At 72.2% G+C, this 18,323-nt stretch carries 16 protein-coding genes; 9 read left to right on the top strand and 7 right to left on the bottom strand.

The genetic code is table 11. The annotated features are described in order from the left end of the window. Window positions 1-68: 68 nt before the first annotated feature. Window positions 69-1,088 carry a hypothetical protein gene (locus MED15_RS12260; protein WP_146766711.1) on the top strand — a complete coding sequence of 340 codons (1,020 nt, stop codon included), beginning with the start codon at window positions 69-71 and terminating at the stop codon, window positions 1,086-1,088. 65 nt (window positions 1,089-1,153) lie between these two features. On the opposite strand, the gene MED15_RS12265 is transcribed toward MED15_RS12260, so the two are convergent. Then, a complete protein-coding gene (locus tag MED15_RS12265) occupies window positions 1,154-1,924 on the bottom strand; it encodes a DUF4352 domain-containing protein (protein ID WP_112735650.1) in 771 nt (256 codons plus the stop codon). A 202-nt stretch (window positions 1,925-2,126) separates the two neighbouring features. Then, window positions 2,127-2,783 carry a 4'-phosphopantetheinyl transferase family protein gene (locus MED15_RS12270; RefSeq protein WP_112735652.1) on the bottom strand — a complete coding sequence of 219 codons (657 nt, stop codon included), beginning with the start codon at window positions 2,781-2,783 and terminating at the stop codon, window positions 2,127-2,129. A 198-nt stretch (window positions 2,784-2,981) separates the two neighbouring features. On the opposite strand from MED15_RS12270, the gene MED15_RS12275 reads away from it, so the two are divergent. Next, the gene (locus tag MED15_RS12275) at window positions 2,982-3,251 is read left to right on the top strand and encodes a hypothetical protein (RefSeq protein ID WP_112581650.1); all 270 of its coding nucleotides are present in this window, start codon (window positions 2,982-2,984) and stop codon (window positions 3,249-3,251) included. A gap of 46 nt (window positions 3,252-3,297) precedes the next feature. Here the strand turns inward: MED15_RS12275 and MED15_RS12280 are convergent, their stop codons facing one another. The 3 genes from MED15_RS12280 to MED15_RS12290 form a co-directional block, all read right to left on the bottom strand. Continuing rightward, window positions 3,298-4,080 (bottom strand): peptidase, encoded by a 783-nt coding sequence (locus MED15_RS12280; protein ID WP_112735711.1) that lies wholly within the window; start codon window positions 4,078-4,080, stop codon window positions 3,298-3,300. Further along, entirely contained in the window at window positions 4,080-5,357 is a 1,278-nt protein-coding gene (locus MED15_RS12285) for a VWA domain-containing protein (protein ID WP_112601739.1), read from the bottom strand. Before MED15_RS12285 ends, MED15_RS12280 begins: the two co-directional genes overlap by 1 nt. Window positions 5,358-5,722: 365 nt before the next feature. Beyond that, entirely contained in the window at window positions 5,723-7,375 is a 1,653-nt protein-coding gene (locus MED15_RS12290; RefSeq protein ID WP_373861025.1) for a dolichyl-phosphate-mannose--protein mannosyltransferase, read from the bottom strand. A 149-nt stretch (window positions 7,376-7,524) separates the two neighbouring features. Between MED15_RS12290 and rsmI the strand changes: the two genes are divergently transcribed. Next, window positions 7,525-8,364, top strand: a complete 840-nt coding sequence (gene rsmI, locus MED15_RS12295) for a 16S rRNA (cytidine(1402)-2'-O)-methyltransferase (RefSeq protein ID WP_247669021.1) — start codon at window positions 7,525-7,527, stop codon at window positions 8,362-8,364. Window positions 8,365-8,395: 31 nt separating this feature from the next. Here the strand turns inward: rsmI and MED15_RS12300 are convergent, their stop codons facing one another. Beyond that, window positions 8,396-9,451, bottom strand: coding sequence for a hypothetical protein (locus MED15_RS12300; protein WP_373861023.1), 1,056 nt, complete (start codon window positions 9,449-9,451; stop codon window positions 8,396-8,398). A 149-nt stretch (window positions 9,452-9,600) separates the two neighbouring features. Here MED15_RS12300 and metG point away from each other — a divergent pair, with 149 nt between their 5' ends. After that, window positions 9,601-11,403 (top strand): methionine--tRNA ligase, encoded by a 1,803-nt coding sequence (gene metG, locus MED15_RS12305; RefSeq protein WP_112699571.1) that lies wholly within the window; start codon window positions 9,601-9,603, stop codon window positions 11,401-11,403. A 45-nt stretch (window positions 11,404-11,448) separates the two neighbouring features. Here the strand turns inward: metG and MED15_RS12310 are convergent, their stop codons facing one another. After that, the gene (locus tag MED15_RS12310; protein WP_112735654.1) at window positions 11,449-12,696 is read right to left on the bottom strand and encodes a hypothetical protein; all 1,248 of its coding nucleotides are present in this window, start codon (window positions 12,694-12,696) and stop codon (window positions 11,449-11,451) included. A gap of 129 nt (window positions 12,697-12,825) precedes the next feature. Here MED15_RS12310 and MED15_RS12315 point away from each other — a divergent pair, with 129 nt between their 5' ends. From MED15_RS12315 to MED15_RS12335, 5 genes are all read left to right on the top strand, one after another. Then, entirely contained in the window at window positions 12,826-13,725 is a 900-nt protein-coding gene (locus MED15_RS12315; protein WP_112581840.1) for a TatD family hydrolase, read from the top strand. A gap of 46 nt (window positions 13,726-13,771) precedes the next feature. Next, window positions 13,772-14,641 (top strand): 16S rRNA (adenine(1518)-N(6)/adenine(1519)-N(6))-dimethyltransferase RsmA, encoded by an 870-nt coding sequence (gene rsmA, locus MED15_RS12320; RefSeq protein ID WP_112581645.1) that lies wholly within the window; start codon window positions 13,772-13,774, stop codon window positions 14,639-14,641. Between the two features lie 86 nt (window positions 14,642-14,727). After that, a complete protein-coding gene (locus tag MED15_RS12325; RefSeq protein ID WP_112581644.1) occupies window positions 14,728-15,675 on the top strand; it encodes a 4-(cytidine 5'-diphospho)-2-C-methyl-D-erythritol kinase in 948 nt (315 codons plus the stop codon). Window positions 15,676-15,795: 120 nt separating this feature from the next. After that, window positions 15,796-17,601, top strand: coding sequence for an ABC-F family ATP-binding cassette domain-containing protein (locus tag MED15_RS12330; protein ID WP_112581643.1), 1,806 nt, complete (start codon window positions 15,796-15,798; stop codon window positions 17,599-17,601). A 100-nt stretch (window positions 17,602-17,701) separates the two neighbouring features. Next, complete coding sequence (locus tag MED15_RS12335; protein ID WP_112605896.1) at window positions 17,702-18,157, top strand: DUF4383 domain-containing protein; 456 nt, start codon at window positions 17,702-17,704, stop codon at window positions 18,155-18,157. Window positions 18,158-18,323: the final 166 nt, after the last annotated feature.

Raw genomic sequence — 18,323 nt, forward strand, 5'->3', positions numbered from 1 at the left:
AGCTCACCTGTGGAGCCGAGTATCAACCGAATGCCCGGGAGTACCCGGGCTGCACACGGGGAGCAAGGATGAATCGAAGCACTCGACGCCGGATGCTCGCAGCCACCGCAACCGGTCTGCTGGCCACCTCTCTCGGCGTCGCTGTCTCCGCGACCGCGACCGCCGCGCCCGGCGGGGCGGCCCTCCGCACCTGCAAGATCAGTACGCTGCCGTACCCGACCGACACCTATCGCGCCGACGCTAACGCGGTCGACCCGACGGGTCGCTACGTCGCGGGCACCGCGCTGCGGGTCGGTGAGACCGAGAACCAGTACCTGCTGCTGTTCTGGGACGGGCAGCGGGTCACCGAGCTGGAGTCGGAGGCCTCGGCCACCCCCGTCGACATCAACGCCGACGGCGTCGTGATCGGCAACGGATCGGCGGAGACCGGCTACGGGCAGCCGTGGAGGTACCGCGACGGCAAGCTCGAGCAGTTGCCGGTGCTGCCGTCCACCGCCACGTATGTCAGCGCCATCAACGATGCCGGCGACATCGTCGGCCACGGCTCCGACATCGTCTCCGGGGAAATGGTCGCGCTGCGCTGGCCGGCTGCCCGTCCGGGCACTGTGGAGGTGCTCGACGCCCCGGTCGACGCCCAGGCGGGTGGGATCACTGACAACGGGACCATCGTCGGCAGCGCCGGGCCCTTCGGAGACTGGAACAGCTGGGTCCGCCGGCCGAACGGCCGGATCGGCGCGCTCACGTTCCCCGGCGCCGAGTGGAGCACGGCCGGCGCGGCGGCGGGCCGCTGGGCGATCGGCCAGGTATGGCTGGACGGCGGCACCAGCTCGACCGGCGTGCGGTGGGACCTTCGGAACGGCTCGCACACGTTGCTCGACCAGGAAATACCGGCAGTGACCGATGTCAACGCCAAGGGCGTCGTGGTGGGTGATGACCGCGTGGCCAGGGGCTCCACCTCCCGGGTCCTGCCGGGTGGCGGCGAAGGGGTGGCCGTCGGTGCGAGGTCCATCTCCGACTCGGGCACCATCGTCGGGTTCCGCAACGTCCTCGCCGACCGGTTGACTCCGGTGCGCTGGACGGGCTGCTGACCCACCGACTCTCCCACCGCGTGGGGCCGGCCCGGACGGGGTCGGCCCCACGTCGCGTCAGCGCGTCACGGCTTCCAGGAACCGGCGGTCTGGAACTGGTCCTGGTACTCCAACGCGCCCGAGGTGTCGTGCACGTCGAACACCACGCTGCCCGTGCGTCTGGTGCCAGCGGTCAGGTCGTCGACGGCCGGCATCGGTTTGCCGCAGCCGGAGAAGGCTCCACCGATCGCTGTGGTCTTGGTGCCGTCAGCGGCGACCCACTGAAAGTAGAGCGGGTTCGTCGAGGCGGTGCCCTTGGTGACGGCCACCGTCACGTCGGCGATCACGTATATGCCCTCGCCGGGTTTCAGTCCGTGGGACTTGCATGGTTTGGTGGCGCTGCTGAACTTCGTCACGGTGATCTCGACGGTGCCTGCCGAGCTGTTGACGACAAGGGTGTCGCCCGGCGACATGTCGCGGGTGTCGCCGCTCGCCGGCGGTGGGGTCGGCGGGGTGGCCTGTGCCTCGCTCACCGTGGTCGAGGTGCCTTTGGTGCCGATGACGACCGCCACGATGCCGCCGGCGCAGGTGAGCAGGGTGAGTACGGCCGCGGTGACCGCGACGAGCACGACGGACTTCTTGGCGCGGTCCGTCTGCGCCAGGGGGGGTGCGATGATCGGGTAGCCGGGGCCACCGGGTGCCCGATATCCGCCGCCAGCGCCCGTGTACCCGCCGGCCGCCGGGTACGCAGCCCCCGAGAACGGCGGCTGCGGTGTCGCCGCGAACGAGCGGGTCGGCGGCTGCGGGTTCGGTTGTTGGGGGTCGTGCGGCCTGACGCGGGGCTGGGGGTGGGTCACCGTACTCCTTGACGCTTCGGTACGTGCGGTGCGGGAACTCTTCGACGTTACCGTGGGTGGCGGAGCGTCCAGTGGCCACGCCGGAGGGCTTCCCACCGCGAGGATCCGAAACCGCTCTGGCCAGCGTGGACAGTGTTCAATCGGTCACCGAACGCCAATGTGGATCGGTATCTTATTCATCGCCATGAGTAACCAGGCGAGGTCAACGTGCCAAAAGTACGGCGGCGGTGCGGACCAGCCCGTCAGCGATCACGAAGCGGCCGCTGATCGATGTCGGCGGGTCGTCGACCCCCGCCGCGTCCACCCGGGCCGGTGCGATCCGGGCAGTGAACGTGCCGGCATCCGGATCAATGTCGAGCTGGGCGTCGTGGAAGTCCAACCAGCCGCGGACGACCGGATGCCACACCTTGTAGACGGTCTCCTTCGCACTGAACAGCACGACCGGCCAGTAGGTGCCGCTGGGTAGCCGAACACACATTGCCTCCTCCTCGGGCAGCAGCACGAGTCGGCGTACTCCCGGATTGACCTCGCGGTGCTGCTCGGCATCCATTCCGACGGACCGGATGTCGGTGGTGTGCGCCGCCGCGGCGGCGCAGTAGCCGGCGGTGTGGGTGATGCTGCCGACCACCCCGGCCGGCCAGACCGGCGCGCGATCGGCGGCGGCCGGCACGGCGGTCGTCGGCAGGCCGAGGTCGCGCAATGCCCTGCGGGCGCAGATCCGCCCCGCGGCGAAGTCCCGCCGACGGGTCTGCACCGCCCGCTCGCCGAGACATGCCTGCTCAGCGGGGAGCAATTCGCCCGTCCAGTCCTCCGGCCCGGCGACGGCAACGGCGACAGTCGATGGCAGCAGGTCACGCATTCCGTTGACCTACTGGTCGGTAGGAATGACGCAGAGAGTTAACCGTCAAATTTCCGACTCCCACGACCGCCGAAGGTACCGCAAAGATGTAACACCGGAGGGACGCGCAGCGCCTTCCCTGATGGCTCCGGGGGGACCACCATCAATGCTGGCCGGCGCGGCAGCCGCCAGTCCCGTGGACATCTGGAAGGACGTGCGATGACCGATGGCCTGGAACGGCCGGGGGTGCGGGCTGACGAACACGCCCCGAAGACCCCCTGCTGGAGCTGCGGCTCCTGCGGTGACGAGTGGCCGTGCGCGACGAAGCGCACCCGGTTGCTGGCGGAGTACGAGGGTGATCGCGCCATGCTCAGCGTCTATCTGGGCTCCTGCCTCGCCGCCGCCACCGAGGATCTGCGCGCTGCCCCGGTGATGTCGCTCCAGGACCGGTTCATCGGTTGGTTGCCGCGCGGCTCCCGGCGTAGCTGAGTCTCTGGTGGCCCCGCCGTTGGGCGGGGCCACCAGAGACTGGCGTTCAGCGACGTCGAGGGCGTCGGGTCACCGCGAAGCCGAACACGCCGGCCACCGCGGCGAGCACGCCGCCGATGCCGGTCCAGACCCAGCGCGAGCCGAGATCCGGCAACCAGTCCGCCAGCGAGCCGCTCTCGTCGTCGGCCTCCGCGTCCACCGGGGGTACGGCGTTGAGCACCGTGCCGGCCTTGGTGTTCGGCACCAGCGGGGCGGCCAACTCGCCGTCGTCAGCCGAGGCGCCCCGGTCGGCGATGGTGCCGACCAGCAGGTCGACGTCGATTGGCGCACCCAGATCCGGCTCGGGCAGCTCGATCACCGAGAGCCGGACGACGTACGTGCCGGGCAGTGGGTCGGCCGACCAGGGCTCCGCCCACGACCGCACCTCGCGCAGCGTGCACCCCAGCACCACGTTCGACGCCTTCGCGTCCACGGTCGGGGTCTGGGCTCCCGCCGTGCACGCCTGGCGTCGGCGCAGCCCGTCGAAGACGTCCACCGTCCAGGTGGAGGCGCCGCTACGTCCCTTCGGGAAGGTGACGGTGGCGTTGATCTCGTGCACCTGGCCGGCCGTCGCCGGGAACGACCAGTAGAGGTGGTCACCGATCGAGGCGTCCACCCGTACCGGTTGGCCGGCGGTGATCGGGGTGGCGGTGAGGAACGACGTGCCGGCACGGTTCACCGGCGTGGCACCCGGGGAGGGGGTCGGTGCGGCGACGGCCGCAGCGGGGAGCAGGGCGGCCACGCCGGCGGCGAGCAGCGCCGCCGTCGACCGGAACAGTGCGGTACGCATCAGTTCTCCCTCCAGGTGGCGACCCACCAGCGGGTGAGCAGACCGGCGAGCAGACCGGTGATCAGTCCGGCGACGGTGAGCAGGGCGAGCAGCACCCAGCCCCGGCCGAGGTCCGGTCCGTCCGGTGCGGGTGCGGCGGCGACGACGTCGATGGTCAACTCCACCGGCATGCCCGGGGTGGCCGCGGTGCCGGGACGCGGGGCGAACGAGTTGCTGACCACCAGGCAGACCGTGGTGGGTTCGATGACCGGCGCGGAGCTCTGCTCGGTCTCGGCGGCGTCCTCGTCGTCGGCGGAAGCCGACCAGCGCAGTCCGGCGGAGAGCACGTCGGCCCGCCCGCTGCCGGCGTCCGCCCCCCGGACGAGTTCCCGGCCGTCGGCCGCGGTGGCCCGCAGCAGCACCCCGTAGTCCCGGTTGACGGCCCGGTCCAACGCCATGCTCACCGAAGCCCGCAGCTCCTGCCCGGGGCGGATCGGCACCCGGTAGTAGCGATGCTCGGAGAACGCCTCCCGGTCGGCGTAGACGCCGGGGGCGAGCAGTGGCGCCGAGTCGCACGCGCTCGTGCCGCCGACCACGGTCGGGGCCCGGGTGTGCGTGTCTGCGGCCCGCTCGACGAGCTGTTTGATCCGGTCGGTCAGCTCCTCGGCGCTCTGCGCGGCGGTGTAGGTCCCGCCGGTCGCGCTGGCGATGCAGAGCAGTTGCCGGCGAACCTTCTCGTCGGGGGCCAGACCGAGGGTGTCGACGACCAGGCTGGTGCCCTGGGCGGCCAGTTCCCGGGCCACCTCGCACGGGTCCGGCGGAGCACAGGTGTCCTCGCCGTCGGTGATCAGCACGATCCGCCGGGTGGTGGACCCGGTGCCCAGGTCCTGCGCGGCGGAGCGCAGCGCCAGCCCGACCGGAGTGAACCCGGTCGGTCGAAGTGTCGCCACCGCCGCCTTGGCGGCGGACCGGTCCACCGGCCCGACCGGCACGATCTGCTGGGTGTCCTGGCAACCGACCTTCTTGTCCTTGCCGCGGTAGGTCGCGCCGAGCACCCGGATGCCGAGCTGTGTCTCCTCGGGCAGCGCGTCCACCACCTCGTTGAAGGCCTGCTGGGCGACCGATATCCGGGTGCGTCCGTCGATGTCGGCGGCGCGCATCGACCCGCTGACGTCGAGCACCAGCTCGACGCGGGGTGGCTCGGGTGCCGGCTCCTCGTCGGCCTGCGCCGGCCCGGTCAGCGCGGTGGTCGCCAACAGTCCGAGAAGGACCGCCGTCGATCGTCTGAAGTTGATCACGATCCGCAGTGTAGTGAGATCCACTTTGGATGATCGTTTGGGTGCGGACGTGCGGAACCGACGACTCCGGCTGGGCCGGGGACCACCTCTGACCGGCCGCGCCCGCGCTCAGGGTCCACGCCGGGTCACCCTCGGTCAACTGTGCGAGGGAAGGTGTCGGCTCGGCCAGCATCCGTCGGAAATCTGACCCAAGTCGACCCGTTGTGCCGGTGGTGCGCGGTGGTTAAGCTCTTCTTGCGCGCCCCAATCGCCCGCTTCCCCCGTGGCAGGCGATCGGGGCGCGCGTCTTTGTCAAGAAGGGCCCGCACGCTTCGGCGTGCGGGCCCTTCTTCCGTCGCGCTGTGCGGCGCGTCGCGTGTCGATGCTTATATCCACCGACCGTCGAGCCACATCCGGGACAGCCAGTCCGAGTACGGAATCACCCGACCCACGAAGATCGGATAGAAGTACGCGAAGCAGAGCGCCACCAGCAGCACGTACGCCCCCGCCGCGATGCTGCCCACCAGCCGGCGCTCATAACTCGGGTCACCCGGCACCAGCGGCGCCACCGCACCCACGTCACCCCCGGCGGGCGCGATCAGCGCGCCCAGCACGTACACCACGGCCAGCACCAGGAACGGCACCGCCGGCGCGGCGTAGAACGAGAACATCGTCCGGCCGTCGAGGGCGAACCAGAACCACGGCAGCAGCCCGGCGGCCACGGTGAGCAGGATCGCGCCGGCCCGCCAGTCCCGACGGGCCACACCCAGCCAGACCAGCGCCACCAGGGCCGGCAGGAACGACCACCAGAGCAGCGGGGTGCCGAGCAGCAGAATCTCGGAGGCGCAGCTCGCCGCGCCGCAGACGCCGTCGCCGGCGTAGTGGAACGCCACCGGCCGGCCCAACAGCAGCCACTGCCACGGCCACGACTGGTACTTGTGCGCATCGTCGAGCTGGGCGTGGAACCCGTACGCCGCGCGGTGGTACTCGAAGAGATTGATCAGCGGGCCGATCACCGGCCGGTCGCTGAGCCGGGAGCCCGGGTAGGACGACGCGAGCCGGTAGTAACCGTCGTCGGTGAGCAGCCAGCCCGACCAGGTGGCGAGGTAGGTGCCCAGCATGAGCACGCCGGCGAGCACCAGCCAGGGCAGCTCGTCGACGAGCGTGTCCCGCCAGGGCCGGCGGACGCCCGCCGAGCGGCGGACGCCGACCTCCCAGAAGAGCACCAGCAGCGCGAAGGCCGGCACGAAGTACAGGGCGCTCCACTTCACCGCACAGGCGCAGCCGATCAGCACCCCGGCGGCCAGCCGCCACCACGGCCAGGTGCGCCAACCGGTCGGCGGACGGCCGGCCCGGCCCGGCTGGCTCGGATCGAGCCCGTCGTCCAGGGCCCGTGCCCAGCGCCGACGGCGGGCGTCCCGATCGAGCACCAGTGCGCCGAACGCCGCCAGGACGAAGAAGAGCAGGAAGATGTCGAGCAGGGCCGCGCGGGACAGCACCAGGTGGAAGCCGTCCAGGGCGAGCAGCAGGCCGGCCGCGCAGCCGAGCACCGTCGAGCGGAACATCCGCCGACCGATGCGGACCAGTAGCAGCACCGACAGCGTGCCGATCACCGCCGCCGAGAAGCGCCAGCCGAACTCCGGCGCGGTGGTCATCAGGTGCCCGGGGACGGAGACCTTGGAATCGGCGTCCTGATAGCCGAACGCCCACTCGCCGATGCCGATCAACCACTTGCCCAGCGGCGGGTGCACCACGTACGACGGGACGTTGTCCTTGTAGTTCCACTCCACGCCACGCGAGATCAGCCCGTAGGCGTCCTTGGCGTAGTACGTCTCGTCGAAGATCTTGCCCTTCGGGCTGGACAGCCCGACGAAGCGCACGATCGCCGCGATGGCCACCACCACTGCCGTGGCCAGCCAGGAGAACCGGTCCACCTGGGTGTCGACGGTGGCGAACCGTCGCCGGACCACCGCGGCCACCCCGCCGCCCTCGGCGCTCGGTGGCGTCGGCTCCTGGTTGGCACTGGGCTCGCCCGTCATCTGGATCATCTTGTCCGGATCGGCGCTCGGGCTCTGCGCTGTCGACGCACTCGTCACCCGGCGATCGTAGGCTGCCAGGGTGTCCGGTGGCGTCCGTCGTCCCTGATACCGGTATTCCCAGCAATGAAGGAGACGAATCCGTGGGTGAAATGTCCGAAGTTGGGCGCCTGATTCTGCTCGGTGCTCCACTCGGCAACCCCGCCGACGCCTCGGCCCGACTCCGGGAGGTGCTGATCAGCGCCGACGTGGTCGCCGCCGAGGACACCCGCCGGCTCACCCGGTTGGCCCGCGATCTCGATCTCACCGTCGGCGGTCGAATCGTCTCCTACTTCGAGGGCAACGAGGAGCGGCGCACCCCCGAGCTGGTCGAGGCCATCCTCGGCGGGTACGTGGTGGCGCTGGTAACCGACGGCGGGATGCCCAGCGTCTCCGACCCCGGCTACCGGCTGGTCCGTGCCACGTTGGATGTCGGGGCGCCGGTCACCGTCGCCCCCGGGCCCAGCGCGGTCACCACCGCGCTGGCCGTCTCCGGGCTGCCCTGCGACCGGTTCTGCTTCGAGGGCTTCCTGCCCCGTACCCCCGGCGGCCGCCGATCCCGGCTGCGCGCCCTCGCCGCCGAGGAGCGCACCCTGGTCTTCTTCGAGGCTCCGCACCGGATCGGCGCGACGCTCACCGACCTGGCGGACACGTTCGGGGCGGACCGGCCGGCCGCGCTCTGCCGCGAACTCACCAAGACCTACGAGGAGGTGCTCCGCCGCCCCCTCGGCGAGCTGGCCCGGTGGGCCACCGAGGGGGACCCGCGCGGAGAGATCACCCTGGTGGTGGCCGGAGCCCCGGTGACCGCGGCCGAACGCCCCGACGACGACACCCTGCGCGCCGCCGTCGCCGAGCGGGAGGCCGCCGGCCGGTCCCGCCGGGACGCCATCACCGACGTCGCCACCGAGTACGCGCTGCGCCGCCGGGACGTCTACACGATCGTGCACAGCTGACCGAGGAGGTCCGGTTCGCCGGACGGCGGGTTCACCACGCGGCGGCCAGGAAGCCGATGGTGATCAGCGTGGGGCCGGCGATGGCGGCGGCCACGGCCCAGCGGCGGTGCCGGCGACCGGGCAGCCGGGCCGACCCGGTCCACCGGACGATGCCGCCGGTGCAGGCCACCACCACCAGCAGACCGGGCAGCCACCGCAGGTGCCGGCCCACGCCGACGTCCGCGTACGCGGTGCCGCTGTCCGGGCCGGTCATCCGCGCCGGCAGCGCGGTGCCGGCCGTGCTCTGATCGACGGGCACGCCGCTGACCCGGACGCCATGGGCGATGAACCGCCCGTCCTCGGCCGTGAAGAGCCCCCGGCACCGCAGGGTGAGCCCGCCGCCGGAGCAGTCGTCGATCACCACGGTGCCCGTCCGGGCGTGCCCGACCGCGAGCCAGAACGGGCCGGCGCTGACCCAGGCGAAGAAGGCCGCGACCAGGCTCAGCACCACCAGCGCGGCGAGCCCGGGCAGCGGATCCGGCGGTGGGGGCGTGCGGCTGGGCGCCCGGCGCAGCGCCAGCCGGAAGCCGCGAAGCCGCGCCGGTGCCGCGTCCTTGCGGACCGGGGTGCCGTCCCAGTGCACCTGCTCGATGGGCGCCCAGAAAGCGCCGGCGTCGTCCGGCGGGTCGCCGTCGGGCCCATTGTCGCGCTGCCGGCGGCCCTGCTGCCGGACCGGCACCCGACGCGGCACCGCGTCCACCGGCGCGCCCGTGGTCGGCTCCACCTCGACGGGCTCCGCGCCGGCCGGTGCCGCGCCGGCCGGCGGGCCCGACGAGCCGGGCCGGACCGGGCTGGGTACGGGTGCCCCCGGGGTCGGACGGGTCGGTGTGGGCGCCGGCGCCGTCGGCGTGGGGCGGGCCGGGGCGGACCTCCCCGCCGGGGTGGGCCGCTGCGCACCCGGGTCGGCGCTGGGCTCGAGCCGGGGCTGCGGCGCGACCCCGGCGACCCGGGACGCGGCGGGCTCGGGCCCCGGGTCGTCGCCGACCGCCGGCCCGGTGGGACGGTCCTCGTGGTCCCGTGCCGCTCCTCTGCCCGTCACGATGTTCATTGCACACCGGGCCAGGAGGTGAAACGGGCAGGTGAGCCGCGTGTCGACGACAAATCGGACCAACGGGCGAGGTGGTCGGCCCGGTCCGCCGGTCCGGCACCCCCCATTGGTTCGCGAACGCCCCGGACGGGTCACTAGGCTCACTGCTCATGAGTCACGTTCTCGCGGCAGTGGCCTGGCCGTACGCCAACGGCCCCCGCCACATCGGCCACGTCTCCGGTTTCGGCGTTCCCTCCGACGTCTTCGCCCGGTACATGCGGATGGCCGGCCACGACGTGCTCATGGTCTCCGGCACCGACGAGCACGGCACCCCGATCCAGGTGCAGGCCGACGCCGACGGGGTGACCCCGCGCGAGCTGGCCGACCGGTACAACAAGGTGATCGTCGAGGACCTGCACGGCCTCGGTCTCTCCTACGACCTGTTCACCCGCACCACCACCCGCAACCACTACGCGGTGGTGCAGGAGTTGTTCGAGGGGATGTACCGCAACGGCTACATCGTGCCGAAGACCACCATGGGCGCGATCTCCCCGTCCACCGGGCGCACCCTGCCCGACCGCTACATCGAGGGCACCTGCCCGATCTGCGGGTACGACAGCGCCCGCGGTGACCAGTGCGACAACTGCGGCAACCAGCTCGACCCGATCGACCTGATCAACCCGAAGTCGCGGATCAACGGAGAGACTCCGAAGTTCGTCGAGACCGAGCACTTCTTCCTGGACCTGCCGGCCCTGGCCGAGGTGCTGCGGCAGTGGCTGGACACCCGCGAGGGGTGGCGGCCCAACGTGCTGCGGTTCTCCCGCAACCTGCTCGACGACCTCCAGCCCCGGGCGATCACCCGTGACCTGGAGTGGGGCGTACCGATCCCGCTCGACGACTGGCGCGACCGGCCGGACAAGCGGATCTACGTGTGGTTCGACGCCGTGATCGGCTACCTGTCCGCCTCGATCGAATGGGCCCGTCGCTCCGGCGACCCGGACGCGTGGCGGAAGTACTGGTCCGCCGACGGCGCGGGGAAGGACGCCCAGTCCTACTACTTCATGGGCAAGGACAACATCGTCTTCCACTCGGTGATCTGGCCGGCGCTGCTCTCCGGCTACTCCGGCGAGGGCTCCCGCGACGGTGAGCCGGGCGAGCTGGGTCGGCTCAACCTGCCCACCGAGGTGGTGTCGAGCGAGTACCTGACCATGGAGGGGCGCAAGTTCTCCTCGTCCCGCAAGGTGGTCATCTACGTTCGCGACTTCCTGGAGCGCTACGACGCCGACGCGCTGCGCTACTTCATCGCCGCCGCCGGCCCGGAGAGCAACGACACCGATTTCACCTGGGCCGAGTTCCTGCGCCGCAACAACGACGAGTTGGTCGCCGGTTGGGGAAATCTGGTCAACCGGTGCGTCTCGATGGCCGCTAAGAACTTCGGGGCGATCCCGCCGGTCGACCCGGCCGGGCTCACCGAGGCCGACCAGGCGCTGCTCGCTGTCGCCCGGACCGGGTTCACCACTGTCGGCGACCTGATCGGCCGGCACCGGCAGAAGCAGGCGATCGGTGAGGCCATGAAGGTGGTCGCCGAGGCCAACAGGTACCTCTCCGAGCAGGCGCCCTGGAAGCTCAAGGACGAGGCGGACAAGCCCCGGATGGGCACCATCCTGCACGTCGCCCTTCAGGTGATCAGCGATGCCAACACGCTGCTCACCCCGTTCCTGCCGCACTCCGCGCAGCAGGTGCACGAGCTGCTCGGGGGCACCGGCGTGCACGCGCCGATGCCGGTCATCGAGCAGGTCGACGACCTGGACGGCGGCCCGGCGTACCCGGTGCTCACCGGGGACTACACCGTCGGCGCGCGCTGGGAGTCGGTGTCGATCGAGGCGGGTCGCCCGCTGGCCGCGCCGAAGCCGGTGTTCCGCAAGCTCGACCCGTCGATCGTCGACGAGGAACTGGCCCGGCTCGCCGACTGAACGCACGACGCGCGCGGTGGCGGGGTGCCCCGCCGCCGCGCGCCGTCACATCGCGTACCGGGCGTCCATCACCTGGTCGTCGGTCACCTCGGCGCCCGGCGCCCAGGCCTCGTAGATGCCACGTTCCTGACACTGCGCGCCGGTCGTGACCACGGTGTCCGGGTTCGGATAGCGCAGGCGCACCCGCAGCCAGCCGGCCTCCTCCCGCAGCACCAGGCACGGCACCCCGCGCCACTGGGCAAAGCGGACCCGGCGGGCCACCGTGTCCACCGGGTAACGGGCCGCGCGGGTCATCGCCAGCACCCGGAACCCACCGGGTAGGTCGGCGACCGCCTCGTACTCGCTGTCGCCGTACATGCCGACCAGCTGGGTGGAGCGGGGGGCGTCGGCGTTCGGCACGTACTCCTGGTCCGGGGAGAGGCCCGGCACCGCGGCCAGCAGGTGCCGCCACTGCGGGCCCACCATCCGCAGCCACCCGCGCTGCTCGGCCTGGTAGGTGTACAGCACCACCTCCACCCCCTCCGCCGGGTACGCGATGAGGGCGGCGTTCGCCGGCATCGGCAGGTCGGCGAAGTCCCGGGTGATGAACTCCGGGATGAGCTGACCGTTGCTGGGCACGAAGCCGGTGCCGAGCACCGGGGCGCCGAGCCGGTCCCGGGAGGCCAGCGCGGTCAGGCCGCGGTGTGCCGGGCCCACCGGCACGTCGTAGTCGCCCGGGTCGGACGCGCGCCAACGCAGCGCGTACGCCACGTCCGGGCCGTCCCGGCCGGCATCGCCATCGGTACGCAGCACCGTCGTCGTCGCCGGCGTACGCAGGTGCGCCACGTCGTGCTCGCGATAGCAGAAGCCGTGCGGCAGCCAACCCCGTACGTAGCCGGCGAGCTGCTGGGCCGAGAGCACCTTCATCATCCGGGTGCCCCGCCGGACCACCGCCGACGCGCGCGCCTCCGTCAGCATCGGGTCGCCCGCCGCAGCCGGCTGCTGGCTGAGCTGGTGCAGGTAGGCCCAGCCCCGCTCGCGGTGAGCGGGGATCAGCAGCGGCGTCTCCGGCTCGTCGGCCGGCTCCGTCGCCCCGTGCACCGCGGTCACCTCGGTGACGTGCACGAACCGGTGCCACGGCAGGGCGCTACCCGGGCGGGGTGCCCACTCGAAGCCGGCCACCTCGTCGGCGCTGAACAACTCGTACGCGGCGCCTCGGGCGATCTCCTCGGCCGGGTACACGCCGCCGCCGAACGCCACGTGCAGTCCGGTCCGTTCACCGGCGCTGCCACCGGCCTGGGGAGTGACGCTCATGCCGTCGCCTCGCTGCTCGGTGGGATGAGGTTCGCACGCTGTCGCGTCCGCTCGTGAGCGACCGTAGAGTCGCGCGGCGTAGTCGGGGTGAACGTCGGGTGGCGGGCAGATGGACAGGCCCGGTGTGTGATGCTGTCGCTGATGAGCGAGCCCACTGAATCCCGCCGCGAGCGTGCCGCCCGGCGGGCCGGAGAGTTTCCGCCCGCCCCCGAGTCGTTGCCCCGGGCGGTGCTGGACAGCCACACCCACCTGGACATCACGGTCAGCGAGGCCGGTGTACCCGGCGGCGGGCCGGCCGACGATCCGGTTGCCGTGGCCATCGCGTTGGCCACGAAGGTCGGCGTGGACCGCCTGGTCCAGGTGGGCGTGGACGTCGCCTCCTCCCGGTGGGGCGCGGACACCGCCGACCGGTACCCCGCCGTGCTGGCCACCGTGGCGCTGCACCCCAACGAGGCGCCCCGGCTGAGCGACCTCGACGAGGCGTTGCGGGAGATCGAGGCACTCGCCGCCCGCGACCGGGTCCGGGGGATCGGCGAGACCGGAATGGACTTCTTCCGGACCGGCGACGAGGGGCGTGCCGCGCAGGAGCAGAGTTTTCGGGCGCACATCGCCATCGCCAAGCGGTACGACAAGACGCTGGTCATCCACGACCGCGACGCGCACGCCGACGTGCTGCGGATCCTCGACGACGAGGGCGCTCCCGACCGGGTGGTGCTGCACTGCTTCTCCGGCGACGCCGACTTCGCCCGCGAGTGCGTCCGCCGCGGCTACCTGCTGAGCTTCGCAGGCACCGTCACCTTCGGCAGCGCGACGGCGCTGCGCGAGGCCGCCGCGCTCACCCCGATGGAGCAGATGCTGGTGGAGACCGACGCCCCGTACCTCACCCCGATGCCGTACCGCGGCCGACCGAACGCGTCGTACCTGATCCCGCTCACCGTCCGCGCGCTCGCCGCGACCACCGGCAGTGACCTGGACGAGCTGTGCGCGGCCATCTCCGCCACCGGCGACCGGGCCTTCGGCCCGTGGTGAGCCCGGCCCGACGGTCGGCACCGACCCCGTCGCTACGCTGCCAGCCATGACCGGTCTGCTCGGCCCGGCGGAGATCCGGGAACTCGCCGCCCGGCTGGGCGTCGCGCCCACCAAGAAGCTGGGCCAGAACTTCGTTCACGACCCGAACACAGTGCGCCGGATCGTGACCGCCGCCGGCCTCACCCCCGACGACGTGGCCCTGGAGGTGGGGCCCGGGCTCGGCTCGCTGACCCTGGGGCTGCTGCCGGTCGCCGGGCACGTGCACGCCGTGGAGATCGACCCGGTGCTCGCCGGGGCGCTACCGGAGACCGTCGCGGGGCACGCCGGGGCCGACGCCGCCCGGCTCACCGTGCACCGCGCGGACGCGCTGCGCATCGCCGCCGCCGAGCTGGCCGACCCGGCACCGACGGCGCTGGTGGCGAACCTGCCCTACAACGTCGCCGTGCCGGTGGTGCTGCACCTGCTCGCCGTGCTGCCCACCCTGCGACACGGCCTGGTGATGGTGCAGAAGGAGGTCGCCGACCGGCTCGTCGCCGGTCCCGGCTCCAAGGTGTACGGCATCCCGTCGGTGAAGCTCGCCTGGTACGCCCAGGCCCGGGGCGCCGGCAAGGTGCCGCCGAACGTGTTCTGGCCGGTGCCCAACGTCGACTCCGGCCTGGTCTCCTTCACCTGCCACGAGCCGCCCCGAACCGACGTACCCCGGGAACGGGTCTTCGCCGTGGTGGACGCGGCGTTCGCGCAGCGGCGCAAGACGCTGCGCGCCGCGTTGGCCGGCTGGGCCGGTGGGGCGGACCGGGCCGCCGCGGCGCTCACCGCCGCGGGCGTCGACCCCGGTGCCCGCGGGGAGTCACTGACCGTCGAGCAGTTCGCCGCCATCGCCGCGTCGGCTCCGGCCGGTACGCCGGCCGGGAAGTAGGCTGACGCCGTGCCCGCCGAGGACGCCGAGGAGCTGATCGTGGCCAAGCCGTTCGACATCCGCCTGCACCTGCGGGACATCACCCCGTGACCGAGGCCTGGCGACCGGACGACGACGAGCGACGCGGGGCCATCGGCCCGGTGCGGGTGCGGGTGCCGGCGAAGATCAACCTGCATCTCGGGGTGGGCCCACTGCGGCGGGACGGCTACCACGAGCTGAACACGGTCTACCACGCCATCTCGATCTACGACGAGCTGACGGCCCGCCGGGGCGACACCCTCGCCCTGACCATGGAGGGTGAGGGCACCGGCGAGCTGGCCCTGGACGACACCAACCTGGTGATCCGCGCCGCGCACGCCCTCGCCGGGTACGCGGGGGTTCTGCCGCACGCCCGACTGCACCTGCGCAAGCAGATCCCGCTCGCCGGTGGGTTGGCCGGCGGCAGCGCCGACGCGGCCGCCGCGCTGGTGGCCTGCGACGCGCTCTGGGGCACCGGGCTGTCCCGCGACGAGTTGGCCGGCATCGCCGCCGACCTCGGCTCCGACGTGCCTTTCCTGATCTACGGTGGCACCGCGCTGGGCACCGGCCGAGGTGAGGCGATCAGCCCGGTGCTGGCCCGCCCCACCTCCTGGCACTGGGTGGTGGCGATCGCCGACGTCGGCCTCTCCACCCCGACCGCGTACCGGGAGCTGGACCGGCTCCGCGACTCCGGTGCCGCCGGTGCCCCGCTGGGCAGCACCGACGCGCTGCTGGGCGCGCTGCGCCAGCGTGACCCACGGGTGCTCGCCCGTACGCTCGGCAACGACCTCCAGGACGCCGCGCTGGCCATGCGCCCGGCGCTGGCCGACACCCTGAAGGCCGGCGAGGCGGCCGGCGCGCTCACCGGCATCGTCTCCGGCTCCGGCCCGACCTGCGTGTTTCTCGCCGCCAACGCGGCCGATGCGGAGCGGATCGCCGCAGAGCTGACCGCCGCGGGCGTCTGCCGGGAGGCGCGGGTCGCGCACGGTCCGGTAGCCGGCGCCCGCGTCGGCTGACGAAGCGTTCCACCGGAGCTGCTGGCGCGCGGCGCGAGCGTTCGGGGCTTCCGCGTACCCTTGATACAGGCGTCCAGGTGCCCGCCGGCATCGGGACGCCTTGATCATGAAGGGTGGAACGTGGCGAACATCGTCAATCTGGACCGGGTGTCCAAGGGGTACGGCGCCGCCGGGCGGCTGCTCACGGACGTCTCGCTCGGCCTGGACGACGCCGACCGGATCGGCGTGGTCGGCCTCAACGGCGCCGGCAAGTCCACCCTGCTGCGGCTGCTCACCAAGCAGGAGGACCCCGACGACGGTCGGGTGACCCACCGCCGTGACCTGCGTGTGCTCTGGCTGCCGCAGCAGCTCACCCTCGCCCCCGAGGCCACCGTCCGGGACGTGGTGCTCGGCACCGCCTGGCTCGCCGAGGGCATGGGGGCTGAGCACGAGTGGGCCGGCGACTCCGGGGTGCGGGCCATCCTCGACGGCCTCGGCATGCCGCACCTCGGCCTCGACCAGCCGGTCGGCCCGATGTCCGGTGGCGAACGCCGCCGGGTGGCGCTCGCCGCGCTGCTCGTGCGCGACTCCGATTTGCTCATCCTCGACGAGCCCACCAACCACCTGGATGTCGGCGGGGTCGACTGGCTGGCCCGGCACCTGGTCGGCCGCAAGGGCGCCCTGGTCGTGGTCACCCACGACCGGTGGTTCCTGGACGCGGTCTGCACCAACACCTGGGAGGTCGCCGACCAGACCGTCCGCGCCTACGAGGGTGGCTTCGCCGCCTGGACCCTCGCCCGCGCCGAGCGCGAGCGGGTCGCCGCCGCCACCGAGGCCCGCCGGCAGAACCTGCTCCGCAAGGAGATCGCCTGGCTGCGCCGCGGCCCGCCGGCGCGGACCTCTAAGCCGCAGTTCCGCATCGACGCCGCGAACGCGTTGATCGCCGACGTGCCGCCGGCGCGCGACACCATGTCGTTGCAGCGCATGGCCACCTCCCGGCTGGGCAAGCAGGTGTACGACCTGGAGAACGTCGAGCTGCACGCCGGCCCGAAGGAGATCCTTCGCGACGTCACCTGGCTGGTCGGCCCCGGCGACCGGATCGCCATCCTCGGTGCCAACGGCGCAGGCAAGACGACGCTGCTGCGGATGCTCGCCGGCATCACCCGCCCCGATGGTGGCCGCCTCGGCACCGGCTCCACAGTGCGGCCCGCGTTCCTCTCCCAGGAGCTCACCGAGCTGCCCGGGCACCTGCGGGTGCTGGAGGCTGTGGAGGAGGTCGCCCGCCGGGTCCAGCTCGGCGACCGGGAGGTCTCCGCCGCGCAGCTCGCCGAGGTGTTCGGCTTCGACGACCGCCGCCTCTGGACCCCGGTCAGTGACCTTTCCGGTGGGGAACGCCGCCGGTTGCAGATGCTGCGGCTGCTGGCCGGCGAGCCCAACGTGCTGCTTTTCGACGAGCCCACCAACGACCTGGACACGGACACCCTCGCCTCGTTGGAGGACCTGCTCGACTCGTGGCCCGGCACGATCATCGTGGCCAGCCATGACCGGTACCTGATCGAGCGGGTCACCGACACGGCGTACGGGATGTTCGGCGACGGTCGGCTGGTGCACCTGCCGGGCGGCGTGGACGAATACCTCGCGCGGACCGCGGAGCGGGCCGGCTCTCCTCGGGCGGGCGTCACCTCGACCTCCGCGCCTGCTGCCGCCTCGGGGGGTGGCATGTCCGCCGCCGAGGTCCGTCAGGCCCGCAAGGAGCTGACCCGGCTGGAGCGGCAGCTCAGCAAGCTCGACCAGCGCGAGACCACGCTGCTCGGTCAGCTCGCGGCGGACGCCACCGACTACGCCCGGGTCGCCGAGTTGGACACCCAGCTCAAGGATCTGCGCGCCGAACGGGAGCGGATCGAGGAGAGCTGGATGACCCTCGCCGAGGACCTGCCCGAGAGCTGACCGTCCGGGCGCGCCGGCCCGGGCCCCGTGTGCGGCGTCACACCACCACATGCGAGACAATCGTCGGCGACACCTACCCCACGGCGTTGGAGACACAGACATGGCACACACCCCCGTCAACCACCCCGCGCGGCCGATCTACCGGGCGATCGGCGGGCTGACCGGTCTGTACCTGGTCGTCTTCGGTGTGCTCGGCATCATCGCGAGCACCGGCAACGAGATCCTCGCCCAGGACGACACCCGGGTCCTCGGTCAGGGCACCAACCTCGGCTTCTCGCTGCTCAGCGTGCTGCTCGGGATCGTCGTGCTGGTCGGCACCGCGCTCGGCCGCAACATCGACGTGGCGATCAACCAGTGGCTGGCGTACAGCCTCATGGTGGTCAGCCTGGCCGGTCTCGCGTTCATCCGGACCGACGCCAACATCTTCAACTTCAGCATCACCACCGTGATCGTGGTGATGACGGCCGCCCTGGTGCTGCTCATGGTCGGCATGTACGGCAAGGTCGGCACGGAGGATGAGGCGGAGGCCTTCCAGAAGGCTCGTCTCGTTCTCTGATCCTCGGTTGCGGCGGTGGTTTTCGCCGGAGCCCGAACTGCTCCGGGCGGTCAGGCTTGATCCCTGCGCAGCTCGGGCTCCGGCGAAAACCTGACCTGGTCCAGCCTGTCGGCGGACCCCTTCGGCTTTGGGGTTCTGCGGACAGTTAGTGCTGCCCTGGGCGACA

The organism is Micromonospora noduli (assembly GCF_003264475.1).
In the GTDB taxonomy this organism is placed as follows: Bacteria; Actinomycetota; Actinomycetes; order Mycobacteriales; family Micromonosporaceae; genus Micromonospora; species Micromonospora noduli.

Bases quoted from the DNA above. Each gene is read 5' to 3' on its own strand.
- MED15_RS12290 (WP_373861025.1), bottom strand. From the start codon at position 7,375: ATGACGGGCGAGCCCAGTGCCAACCAGGAGCCGACGCCACCGAGCGCC.
- MED15_RS12315 (WP_112581840.1), top strand. From the start codon at position 12,826: ATGCTGTCGCTGATGAGCGAGCCCACTGAATCCCGCCGCGAGCGTGCC.
- MED15_RS12335 (WP_112605896.1), top strand. From the start codon at position 17,702: ATGGCACACACCCCCGTCAACCACCCCGCGCGGCCGATCTACCGGGCG.
- MED15_RS12300 (WP_373861023.1), bottom strand. From the start codon at position 9,451: ATGAACATCGTGACGGGCAGAGGAGCGGCACGGGACCACGAGGACCGT.
- metG (WP_112699571.1), top strand. From the start codon at position 9,601: ATGAGTCACGTTCTCGCGGCAGTGGCCTGGCCGTACGCCAACGGCCCC.
- MED15_RS12310 (WP_112735654.1), bottom strand. From the start codon at position 12,696: ATGAGCGTCACTCCCCAGGCCGGTGGCAGCGCCGGTGAACGGACCGGA.
- rsmA (WP_112581645.1), top strand. From the start codon at position 13,772: ATGACCGGTCTGCTCGGCCCGGCGGAGATCCGGGAACTCGCCGCCCGG.
- MED15_RS12275 (WP_112581650.1), top strand. From the start codon at position 2,982: ATGACCGATGGCCTGGAACGGCCGGGGGTGCGGGCTGACGAACACGCC.
- MED15_RS12260 (WP_146766711.1), top strand. From the start codon at position 69: ATGAATCGAAGCACTCGACGCCGGATGCTCGCAGCCACCGCAACCGGT.
- rsmI (WP_247669021.1), top strand. From the start codon at position 7,525: ATGTCCGAAGTTGGGCGCCTGATTCTGCTCGGTGCTCCACTCGGCAAC.
- MED15_RS12280 (WP_112735711.1), bottom strand. From the start codon at position 4,080: ATGCGTACCGCACTGTTCCGGTCGACGGCGGCGCTGCTCGCCGCCGGC.
- MED15_RS12270 (WP_112735652.1), bottom strand. From the start codon at position 2,783: ATGCGTGACCTGCTGCCATCGACTGTCGCCGTTGCCGTCGCCGGGCCG.